At 26.9% G+C, this 11637-nt stretch carries 12 protein-coding genes; 10 read left to right on the top strand and 2 right to left on the bottom strand.

The features are described from left to right. Nucleotides 1-180 precede the first annotated feature (180 nt). Entirely contained in the window at nt 181-303 is a 123-nt protein-coding gene (locus tag ACW95P_RS00875) for a hypothetical protein (RefSeq protein WP_457961338.1), read from the bottom strand. A 406-nt stretch (nt 304-709) separates the two neighbouring features. Here ACW95P_RS00875 and ACW95P_RS00870 point away from each other — a divergent pair, with 406 nt between their 5' ends. Further along, entirely contained in the window at nt 710-1126 is a 417-nt protein-coding gene (locus ACW95P_RS00870; RefSeq protein WP_457961412.1) for a transposase, read from the top strand. A 13-nt stretch (nt 1127-1139) separates the two neighbouring features. After that, nucleotides 1140-1208, top strand: a complete 69-nt coding sequence (locus ACW95P_RS00860) for an IS3 family transposase (protein ID WP_475438666.1) — start codon at nt 1140-1142, stop codon at nt 1206-1208. 417 nt (nt 1209-1625) lie between these two features. Here the strand turns inward: ACW95P_RS00860 and ACW95P_RS00855 are convergent, their stop codons facing one another. Further along, a complete protein-coding gene (locus ACW95P_RS00855) occupies nt 1626-1805 on the bottom strand; it encodes a hypothetical protein (protein WP_457961337.1) in 180 nt (59 codons plus the stop codon). Nucleotides 1806-1997: 192 nt separating this feature from the next. Between ACW95P_RS00855 and ACW95P_RS00850 the strand changes: the two genes are divergently transcribed. The 8 genes from ACW95P_RS00850 (at nt 1998) to ACW95P_RS00815 (ending at nt 11018) form a co-directional block, all read left to right on the top strand. Beyond that, complete coding sequence (locus ACW95P_RS00850; RefSeq protein ID WP_457961336.1) at nt 1998-3422, top strand: hypothetical protein; 1425 nt, start codon at nt 1998-2000, stop codon at nt 3420-3422. 312 nt (nt 3423-3734) lie between these two features. Next, nucleotides 3735-4430: a hypothetical protein gene (locus ACW95P_RS00845; RefSeq protein ID WP_457961335.1), complete on the top strand. Its 696-nt coding sequence runs from the start codon at nt 3735-3737 to the stop codon at nt 4428-4430. Between the two features lie 116 nt (nt 4431-4546). After that, nucleotides 4547-5827 carry an amidohydrolase gene (locus tag ACW95P_RS00840; RefSeq protein WP_457961334.1) on the top strand — a complete coding sequence of 427 codons (1281 nt, stop codon included), beginning with the start codon at nt 4547-4549 and terminating at the stop codon, nt 5825-5827. Between the two features lie 224 nt (nt 5828-6051). Beyond that, nucleotides 6052-6465, top strand: coding sequence for a 30S ribosomal protein S12 (gene rpsL / locus ACW95P_RS00835; protein ID WP_457961333.1), 414 nt, complete (start codon nt 6052-6054; stop codon nt 6463-6465). A gap of 50 nt (nt 6466-6515) precedes the next feature. Beyond that, nucleotides 6516-6986 (top strand): 30S ribosomal protein S7, encoded by a 471-nt coding sequence (gene rpsG / locus ACW95P_RS00830; RefSeq protein ID WP_457961332.1) that lies wholly within the window; start codon nt 6516-6518, stop codon nt 6984-6986. Between the two features lie 3 nt (nt 6987-6989). Further along, complete coding sequence (gene fusA, locus ACW95P_RS00825) at nt 6990-9083, top strand: elongation factor G (protein ID WP_457961331.1); 2094 nt, start codon at nt 6990-6992, stop codon at nt 9081-9083. Nucleotides 9084-9249: 166 nt separating this feature from the next. Continuing rightward, entirely contained in the window at nt 9250-9900 is a 651-nt protein-coding gene (locus ACW95P_RS00820; protein WP_457961330.1) for a LemA family protein, read from the top strand. A 98-nt stretch (nt 9901-9998) separates the two neighbouring features. Beyond that, entirely contained in the window at nt 9999-11018 is a 1020-nt protein-coding gene (locus tag ACW95P_RS00815) for a DUF3137 domain-containing protein (protein WP_457961329.1), read from the top strand. Nucleotides 11019-11637 lie beyond the last annotated feature (619 nt).

Here is an 11637-nt window from a genome sequence, read left to right as displayed (position 1 = left end):
AATATTTTCTTCTTTTGCTTGGTTTTGAGGTTTTTTGTGTGTTTTGAAATAATCTCTATTTTCTATAATAAAATCATTTAATTCTTTGTTATTTAGCTTAATAAAAGATTCAATTAAATTTTTATTTTCATTATTTCTTTTAAATAATATTTCGTCTATTAAATTATCAATTTTTAATTGTTATTCTAGTGTTTTATTTTTCTTTGTAGTATCTTCATAATCTAATTTCAATAGCTTTTCATTAGCATAAAGAGTATATGATTTAAAATCACTATCTTTTCTATAAACATTAGCTAATGTCATATTGCAGTGCTCCCCAAAATTTGGACAAACTAGGGAAGCATTTTTATGTCAAAATTAACACCAGAGCAAAAATTAGAAATTTATCAAAAATCAAAAAAATATTCAGTTATAAATTTACCTAAATAATATAATGTCAACAAATCTATTATTTACAACTTAATAAGAATTGCTGATAAGTATGGAACTAAAAGTTTTCAAAAAATAAAAAACAAAATTATTCTAATGAAACTAAACTAAATGCAATTGATGAAATCTTATTAAAGCATAGAAGTTGTACAGATGTTGCTTTGGAATATAATTTATCTTCACCCTCTCTACTTTCTAATTGAGTTAGATCTTATATAAAAAATGGATATAATTTAATTACTAAAAAAAGAGGTAGACACAGAAAAATGCAAAACAAAAAATCAAAAACCAAAACAAAAGCCAAAAAACAAGAGACTTTTCAACTAGAAAAATTAATGAAAAATGGGTAACTGATGTTACACAATTTACATTTGGAGATGAAAAAATATTTCTTTCTGCAATTATGAATTTACATAATCGCGAAATCATTTCATACAATATTTCAAAATCACCTAACTTTAAGCAAATTGAAAAAACATTAAAAATGGCATTTAACAAATTCAATAATTTAAGAGGTTTGATCTTCCACTCTGATCAAGGTTGACAACACCAGATGCAACAATACATAGAAATTTTAAAAATTAATGATATTATTCAGTCAATGTCAAGAAAAGGTAATTGACTTGATAATTCGATTATGGAAAACTTTTTTGGAATCTTAAAAAAGAAATGTTTTATGGACATGAAAAAGATTTAAAAACATTGCGGATTTGGAATTGGCGATTAAAAAATACATTAGATATTACAATCACAAAAGAATATCAATTAAATTTAAATAAAATGACCCCTGTTGAATTCAGGGATCATTAAAATACTTTTAAAGTATAAAGTTTAATTTTTTGGGGTCAGCGCATTGATATTTACTTTTTGTTTTAATTTAATTCTTTTTTCTTCTTCATCAGTTGACGGAGCTTTTTTAAATAAGTAATTTCATCTTGCGAGTATTTAATTATTTGCTTTGTTTCTTTTTCTTTTGAGTTTTTTAGTTTTTGTCTTCTTTTTTGAACAAAAAATTATTGTTCTCAATCATTCTGGACCTACCTCTTTTTTTAGTTACTAAATTATAACGATTTTCTATATAAGATCTAACTCAATTAGAAATAAGAGATGAAAATTTTAGACCACATTTATCAGCAACATCAACAAAATTTAAATTTTGCAGTAAAACTTTATTAATTGCTTTTAATTTAATTTCATTAGAATATTTTTAGTTTTTTTACTTTGTCAAAAGCATTTAAACCTTTTTTGTTTTTCAGATTTATTAAATTACTAATCATTTGTTTGTTAACTTTATATTCTTTTGCTAGAGCTGCGGATAATGCTTTTTTCGATTTTTTAAAAATTTCGATTTTTTGTTCTGTTGTTAATTTAGACATAAAAATGCATCTCTTAGTTTTTTTGTCCAACTTTTAGGGTGCACTGCATTTTTAAATTTTTATTAAACTATTTGAAATTTATTTTTTATAATTATTATGTTTGTTAATGTTTTTAGCTAACAAGTTTTAAAAAAATACTTTAATTTAACAATAAGGAGACAGCAATGAAATACAAAAACTTAGTTTTTTAATATGGGTGATGCTTTAAATTTTGCCGGAATTATAAACCCAATTAATCAATCTATTCAATTGGTTAATTTAAATTTTGAACATCCATCATATAAAAATTTAGATCAAACAAAAAATGATATTTCAGAGGCATTAAAAAAAGTTAATGATTTGTTAGTAAATCAAAATTTACATGAAGGAAACCTTGATGAGAATTTAAAATCTAATATAATTAATATATTAAGTGAAAAAGTTTTAAAAAATGAAAATCAAAAAATAATTTTTAAAGAAAAATTAAATTATTTTTTACAAGAAAAAAATAATGATTTAGTTGATAAAAAAATTGAAATTTTAAAAAATTTAATTAATGATACTAATGATGTGCAATTGGAACAAAATTTACAAGAACAGTTAGTGAATTTAATAAATATTAAAAACATTAATTTTGCAAAAAAACAAGAAAAACTAAATGATATTTCACTTAGTTCAAATGAAAAAAAACCTAAAAAAGCTGCAAAAAAAATCATTTTAAAAAGAACTAAAAACAAAAATTTATTATCTAGAAATTTTTCTTCTAAATCTTCTCATTTCAATAGAAGTTATAGTCTAAATTCTTATGATCAAAATGTATCTTTAATTAAAAACTTCACAGGTAATAGTGAAGATGCTGAAAAATATAATGAAAATATTAAAAAGTTAAGAAAAAGTGTAGATATACATAAAATTCAAAGATCTAGAGATATACTTAAAGACTATTTGCGTGATGTCAAAATTTTTAACGGTATAAATGCAGGTTTAACTGCCGTTGCTTGAGGTCTTGTTGCAACTTATACAGCAGCAGCTTTCTGAACTTTCGGAGGTACTATTCCAAATGCCATTGCTGCAGGAGTTCAGGCTGGCATAACAACATATTTTTTAAATGAATCCTTTAATATGCAGTATTCTTTGGAGGAAACTCTTTCTGATTTAAATAAAATTTTAGATAGTGAAGAAATAGTTATTGTAGAAAAATTAATGGGTATGTCTTATAATGATTTTTTAAATGAAATTAAAAAGCCAAACACTCCTTTTCACCACTTGGGAAAAAGCGAAATTTTAACTATTGTCGATCTAACAACAAAATTTTCTGCTATAAGATTGCTAGGTACTATGACAATTGAAGCATTAATTAAAAAAATAATTGAAAAAGTTGGTTTAAATATAGGAAATGATTTGCTTATTAAAAATAATATAGCTTTTTCGCTTTCTAAATTTACGGACTATATTGAAAATAAAGTATTTAAAAATATCACTTCCAGAATTACTGCTTTTGCTAGTAAAATAGCTGGTAAAAGAGCTGCTCTTTTAGCAACATCATGAGCTTCTCCGATAGGTGCTGTTCTTAGTATTGTCGAAACAATAGTTTCTGTTTCTTCAATAATAAACACACTTAGATATAAAAAAATGTAATTTTTAAGATAGTGGAATATTATGGAAAATCAACAATCAGAAAATAAATATTCAAACCAAGAAAAATTGTTTATGTTTTTCAATTCTAAAATAGCATCTAAAAAGCATAAGTTTATTTTAGTTTTGTCTATCTTAGTATTAATTATTTATTTTTGTGTTTCAATAAATTTACTTTTTTTAATTAAGTATAATAATTTGAACAATACATTCAGTATCACAATATCTTTGTTGAGTTTAATTTTATTTGGTTTTTTTGTTTTTATTTTATTTTTTTTATACAAAAAAAATAAAATATATAACCAATATCGAATTTTGCTTTTTAAAATTTTTTCAAAAGATTACAATGATGATTATGAGTTAATGAATATTTTGCTTAAATATAAATTTATTAATACAGAAGAAGAATTTAGAACTATTTTAAAAAGGGAAATTATAAATTATATTACTAATCCAAAAAAAGAATATGTTGAATTTATGTTTACATGAAGAATCATATGATTAATAATAAAAATATTAGAAAGAAAAATATGGGATAAAAAAAATTTAAAAAACACACTTTTAATTACTTCTAAACAAAATTTAAAATTTAATTTAGAAACCCAAGAAGAAAAAACGAAATTTACTTTAACTTATTTTTATTTTGAAAAAACTCAAAAATTTAAAAATGTTCTTTGGTTTATTTCTTATTGGATTTCTGTAAATTTTTTATTAGGTTTTTCTTATTTAATTTTTAAAAGTGATTTTTATTTTATTAGTTCAAAAATTGTAGATTATATTTTTCTTTTAGCTCAATTTCATATATATTTTGGATTAGCATTGTTATTTTACGTTATTTTTATTCAATCTTTTTTGGTTATAATTTTTTCTGATATAAGCTATACACTTTTTAACCAAAAAGGCTTTGAAATAATTAATTCAATTAATTCAGATGAAAAAGATTCAAAAGCTAATAACAAAAAGGTGGATAAAGCTTTTAACTATTTAAAAAAGCATAATATTGATTTATAAATTTAAAAACATAATTTTGTTTTTGAGTCACTATTATTTAGTGATTTTTTTATTTTTTTTAAGTCATTTTAAAACTGAATTTAATATAATATAACGATATAAAAAATGAGGTATATATGGATATTTGAATTAAAAATGCAACAATTGCAACATTAAATGAAAATAATGAAGTACTAAAAAATTCTAACCTTTATATTAAAGGAAATCGAATTTTTCATATTGGTCATGAGTTATCTGATTTTAAAGCTGAACGAATTATTTATGCTAATAATAATTTAATTATGCCTGGTTTAATTAATGGTCATACGCACATTGGAATGAGTGCCTTTCGTAATTATGGAAATGATGTTGATTTAGAAACTTGACTAAATGAATACATTTGGCCAAAAGAAAAATTGATGAAACCCGAAGATGTTTATTATAGTTCGAAATTATCATTAGCAGAAATGATGTCAACAGGAACAACATCATTTGTTGACATGTACTTTTTTTCAGAAGAAGTAGCTCGCGCAACAAAAGAAATTGGTTTACGTGCAATTATTACTCGCGGTTTAACCGATCCTAGTGATGAACAGCTACGGGAACAAGTTGAGTTTTTTAACAAATGAAATAATGCCGCTAACGGAAGAATTAAAGTAAAATTAGCTCCACATGCAGTTTACACAAATAGTAAAAAAAGTTTGTTAAAAATTAAAGCTTTAAATGATAAATTAAAATGCGGAATTAACATTCACTTAAATGAAAGTTTAAAAGAAGTTCAAGATTGCATTAATAAAACTGGAATGCCGCCACTTGAATATGTTAATAGCTTAGGTTTAATTGACAACAAAACAATTGCAGCACACTGCACCTGGCTTTCAGATCATGAAATTGAAATTGTTAAAAACAAGAATGTCACAGTTGTGCATAATCCTATTTCTAATTTAAAATTAGCTAGTGGAATTTTAGATACTCAAAGATTATTAGAAGCCGGAATTAATGTTGCGCTAGGAACTGATAGTTCTTCTTCCAATAACACTCTAGATATGTTTCAGGAAATGAAGTTTGCCTCACTTTTAGCAAAAGGTACAAAATTAAATCCAGCTGTTTTAGATGCCTTAACTACTTTAAAAATGGCGACAATTAATGGTGCTAAATTATTTGAACAAGAGCATGAATTAGGAAGATTAAAAGTAGGATATTTAGCAGATATTATTTTAGTAAATATTAGTAATATTAATCACAGCCCAACTAACTCAGATTTAATTTCTTCACTTGTTTATTCAACGATTGGAAAAGATGTTTTAACAACAATTGTTGACGGAAAAATTGTTTACGAAAACAAGCAATTCATTAATTTGGATATCAAAGAAATTTTAGAAAAAGTTAATAAAACTTTTAATCGTGATATTGAATAAATATAAAAATCAAAGTAGAAATTTTTTTGTTTTTGCTTTGATTTTTAAATTTATTTTTAGGAATAAAAGATAGTTAACAAAAAAAGTTCAAAATTTTATGATACACAGGCTATGTTGTTGTATAATTACAATACTTTTTTAATCTTTTCAGAATTTAAAAAAGTTAAAACTAGATAAATTTAATAATAATTACATTAAATAAAAAAGAAAGGAAACTTAATTTAATGCCTACTATTAGCCAATTGGTTAGTCACGGCCGTAAAGCAAAAGTTTTTAAATCAAAATCTCCTGCTTTAATTGTCGGATATAACTCATTAAAGAAAAAAGAAACTTCTTTACCTTCACCTTTTAAACGTGGAGTATGTACAAGGGTTGCAACAATGACTCCTAAAAAACCTAACTCCGCGTTACGTAAATATGCAAGGGTTAAGTTATCTAATGGAATGGAAGTTACTGCTTATATTCCTGGAGAAGGACATAACTTACAAGAACACTCTGTTGTTTTAATTCGTGGGGGAAAAGTAAAAGACTTACCTGGGGTTAGATACCACATTATTCGGGGGACACAAGATGCTTCTGGTGTTAACAACCGTAATCAAGGTCGTTCAAAATACGGTACAAAAAGACCTAAAAAATAATTTAGTATTATCAAATTCAATTTATTCAAACAATTTAGAAAGGAAATCATATGTCAAGAAAGCGTCAAGCACCTATTCGTGAAGTTTTAGCTGATCCAATTTTTAACTCAAAAGTTGTGACTAAGCTAATTAACACAATTATGTTAGATGGTAAAAAATCAACTGCACAAAATATTTTATATTCTGCATTTGAAATTGTAAAAGAAAAAACCGGAAGAGAACCATTGGAAGTGTTCCAAGAAGCTTTGGCAAACGTTACTCCACAAATTGAAGTACGTTCAAGAAGAGTCGGAGGAACAAACTACCAAGTTCCAATGGATGTTTCACGTCGTAGACAAGAATCATTATCATTAAGATGAATTATTAATTATGCAAGACTACGTTCAGAAAAAACTATGGATGTGAGATTGGCAAACGAAATTATTGATGCATCAAACAAAACTGGAGCCTCAGTTAAGAAAAAAGAAGACACCCATAAAATGGCTGAAGCTAATAAAGCTTTTGCACACTTTAGGTGATAATTTATGGCTAGAAAATATGATTTAAAAGATTACCGTAACATTGGGATTATGGCTCATATCGATGCCGGTAAGACTACTACAACCGAAAGAATTTTATACCACACAGGAAAAATTCATAAAATTGGTGAAACCCATGATGGGGGATCACAAATGGACTGAATGGAGCAAGAAAAAGAACGTGGAATTACCATTACTTCAGCTGCGACTTCGGCTTTTTGAAAAGATAAAAGAATTAATATTATTGATACTCCTGGACACGTTGACTTTACTGTTGAAGTGGAACGTTCTCTACGTGTATTAGATGGAGCAGTTGCTGTTTTAGATGCGCAATCAGGTGTTGAACCACAGACAGAAACAGTTTGAAGACAAGCAACAAACTACCGTGTTCCGAGAATTGTTTTTGTTAACAAAATGGATAAAGCTGGAGCTGACTTTGAAGCTTCAATTCGTTCAGTACACGAAAGACTAGGTGGAAATGCTCATGCAATCCAATTAAATATTGGCGCAGAGTCAGATTACATTGGATTAATTGATTTAGTAGAAATGAAAGCTTTCACTTATGATGGTGGAGCTGATGAAAATGAAGTGGAAATTGCGATTCCTGAAAGCTTAAAAGCAAAAGCAGAACAAATGCGTGAGCAACTAATTGATGCTGTCGCTAACTTTGATGAAGATTTATTAATGCTAGCACTAAATGGTGAGACAATCGATGCCGAAACATTGCGTGCAGCAATTCGTAAAGCGACATTAACTTCAGAATTTTTCCCAGTAGTTTGTGGAACAGCCTTTAAAAACAAAGGTGTGAAAAAAATGATTGATGCTGTAGTTGATTATTTACCTTCACCACTTGATGTGCCACCAATGAAAGGTTATTTAGTATCGAATGAAGAACAAATCGAAGTGCCAGCTTCTGACGATTTTGATTTTTCAGCATTAGCTTTTAAAATTATGAATGACCCTTATGTTGGAACGCTAACTTTTTTCAGAGTTTATTCTGGAGTTTTAGGTAAAGGTTCATATGTTTACAACTCAACAAAAGGTAAAAAAGAAAGAATTGGTCGGATTTTAGAGATGCATGCTAACTCTCGTGAAGAAATTGATGAAGTTCGTGCTGGAGATATTGCTGCTGCCGTTGGATTGAAAGACACTATTACAGGTGATACTTTAATTGGTGAAAAAGCAAAAGAATTTATTCTTGAAAAAATGGTTTTCCCAGAACCAGTTATTTCTCAAGCATTAGAACCAGCTTCAAAAGCTGCGACTGAAAAATTGTCTCTAGGATTACAAAAATTAGCAAATGAAGACCCAACTTTTAGAACTTGAACTGATGATGAAACTGGACAAACAATTATTGCTGGTATGGGTGAGTTACACTTAGAAATTATTGTTGACCGTTTAAAACGTGAATTTGGTGTTGAAGCTAATGTTGGAGCGCCACAAGTTTCGTACCGTGAAACAATTACTAAAAAAGCTGATGTTGAAGGTAAATACATTAAACAATCTGGTGGTAAAGGTCAATACGGGCACGTATGAATTACATTCGAGCCAAATCCTGACAAAGGTTTTGAGTTTGTTGACAAGATTGTTGGTGGAAAAATTCCGAAAGAATACATCAAATCAATTCAAAAAGGACTGGAAGACAAAATGGCGACTGGTATTTTAGCTGGTTACCCAATGATTGATATTAAAGCTACCTTATTTGATGGATCATACCATGATGTCGATTCATCTGAGATGGCTTATAAAATCGCTGCTTCCAAAGCCTTAACTAAAGCTAAAGATTTAGTTTCAACTGTTTTACTTGAACCGATTATGGATGTTTCGGTGGTTGTACCTGCTGATTATTCTGGTGATGTTATGGGAGACTTATCTCGTCGTCGTGGGCAAGTTAAAGAACAAGAAACTCGTTCAGATGGAGCAAATGTGATTAAAGCAGATGTGCCATTGAGTGAAATGTTTGGATACTCAACCCAATTACGTTCAATGACTTCAGGTCGTGGAACATACCAAATGCAATTTGATCATTATGAAGTGACTCCAAAACAAATTGCTGATGTAATTATTAAAAAACGTGCAATTAAAAATGATGATGAATAATCATTTGAATAATTAAATTTATTGTTTTACTTTTTTAGACCAAGTACTAGACACTTGGTTTTTTTATTAATTGCAATATTTTGAATAAAATTTCATATTTTATCATGTTTATAGCTATAATTTAGATATAAAATTTATTTAAAACTAATCTCAAAAGGAATTTAAAATGCCAAACATTTACGACAACCAAAACCCACATCATGATGCAAAAGGATTTGAACCATTATCAGATAATCGTCCAGTTTTAGCTCAAGCTGGAGCTTTAGCAAAAACAACGGCCGTAATTGCTTCCATTTTATCTTTAGGAATTATGCCACTTATGATTCGTAATAATTTGTTAAAGATGCAGACTACAATCAATCAAGCAGCTGCAACAATTGATGTATTTTTGGCACAAAGATTCGAAACTTTAACCAAATTAATGCAATCTGTTAAATCTTACAAAGAATTTGAAAAAGACATTTTAACTCAAGTAACTGAATTACGTTCATTAATTGGTCAAAACCGGGTAGCTGAAAATTCGCGAGAAATTGAGGCATTAAATAATTCAGTTTTAGGACGTTTAATTGCTATTTCTGAAAATTATCCAGATTTAAAATCTTCAAAGCTATATGCAGATTTAATGGAACAAGTAAGCTATCAAGCTCGTGAAATTGCAGCTTCAAGACGTTTATACAATAATTATGTAAATGAATTTAATACTAGCTTATTAGTGTGACCAACAAGTGCAATTGCAAGTTTTATGAAACTTCAAAGTAAACCGCTTTACCAAGCTTCACAGCAAGAACGTCAAGACGTTTCATTTGAAAATTTATAATTGATTTAAAATAATGCTTTTTGAATTAAAGTTACTTTAATTCATGGCATTTTTTTATTAAAATTATTTAATTACATTAATTTTTAAAAGGTAATTTTATGAAAACAGCAAAAGAATATATTACATTCAGTGAATTTAAAAATAAAACTAGTGAAAAATTAAGGCAAGAAATTAATCATGTTGTAAACAATGCTACTAAAAATTTAAATTTGCAACAAATTAAAAATATTAAAGTTGCTATGTTTGTAGCGGCTGGTTTAACTGTGTTGGCTGCTATTTTAGTTTTAGTAGGATTTTTTGCACATTCTTTCACAACCTCAATTACTTTTTTAATTATTGGAACAATTACACTTTTTATAGCATTAGGTTTATGGTTTAGTTTGAAAAGTAAAATAAAATATGTACAAAATAAAATTCAAGCAGCATTAGATATTCATGCTATATATCGTGAAGCGCTTGCTCTAGTTAATCCTAAATTTGAATATTTAGGTTTTGCCCAAGATTTTGATAATCAAATTTCTAGCGTTGAATTAGAACATTATCGTTTATCTTCAATTCCTTCCGATGCTTGATTATCAACTATTAAAAGTAAAAAAAGTATGTTAATTGACCAAAAATTTCCTTTAACAATGGCTAATGTAGTTTGAAAATATACAAGGGGTAGCGGTAAAAGTCGTCAAGTTCACACAGTTTATTCAGGGATTATCAAAATTGATACTTCATATTTAGGATCAAAACAATTTTACTTTTCAATTTTTCGTAAAGGTTGATTTGGTAAAACTGTTAAATTAGAAAATCATGAATTTAATAAGAAATTTCAACTTGACAGCAAAGAGGAATTACAAATTCGCAAAGCTTTTACACCGCTTGTGCAAGAATTATATTTAAAGCGTTATAAAGACACCTATGGTGTATTAACTAAAAAATTCGAAATGGTTAGTCAAGGTAACTCTATTTATTTAATTTTTGCTGCTCCTTTAGGATTTATGGAATTAGATATTCCTTCAACCTTGGATTTTGAAAAAATGAAAAATAAAATCTATGAAGATATCGTTGAAGATGTTTATTCGATTTATTATTTATTATACTTTGCTTACTTACCATTTTATTTAGATTAAAATCTTAAAAATTATTATTCTTTAAAAGATTTCTTAAAAAGTTATATAAAAATTTTATTATTTAAGGCTAAATAAAAAAAGTGAACTTCAAAAACATAAAACCGCTTCAACATTGCTGTGTTCAAGACTTAGGTGTTTATTTTTATTATAGCGAAACATTTAAAACCACTAGAATGTTTAAGTTTCATCGGCATTTTAAAACCGCCTTTTATAGTTTAAAAGCAAAAAATTAAAGCATATATAAATTGATATAAAATGAGCGAATTCAATCAATTTTAGATTTTAAAAACCTCCTTAAGAATCTTGAGTGGCTCACAATATTTAAAAGGTTACTTTTTTGTACGGGTTTAAACCTGAGTTTGTTTTAATGTTATAAATAACAAAAAATTAAAAAATTTTAATTAAAAAACAATATTTTTAACATTTTTAATAAAAAATATGCTAAAATAATTTCATAATAAAAAATTGAAAAGAAAGGAAGCAACAAATGCGTTCATTAATTAATTTAATTAAACTTACAAATATTAACACCGATTGAGCTAATGACAACGCGCCTCAATTTATTTTTGTTGCTAAAATTTTTCAAACAATTCTCATTTCTTAAATATTATTAAAATAC

Source organism: Mycoplasma pogonae, assembly GCF_054170725.1.
This window is presented reverse-complemented; position numbering and strand designations above follow the sequence as displayed.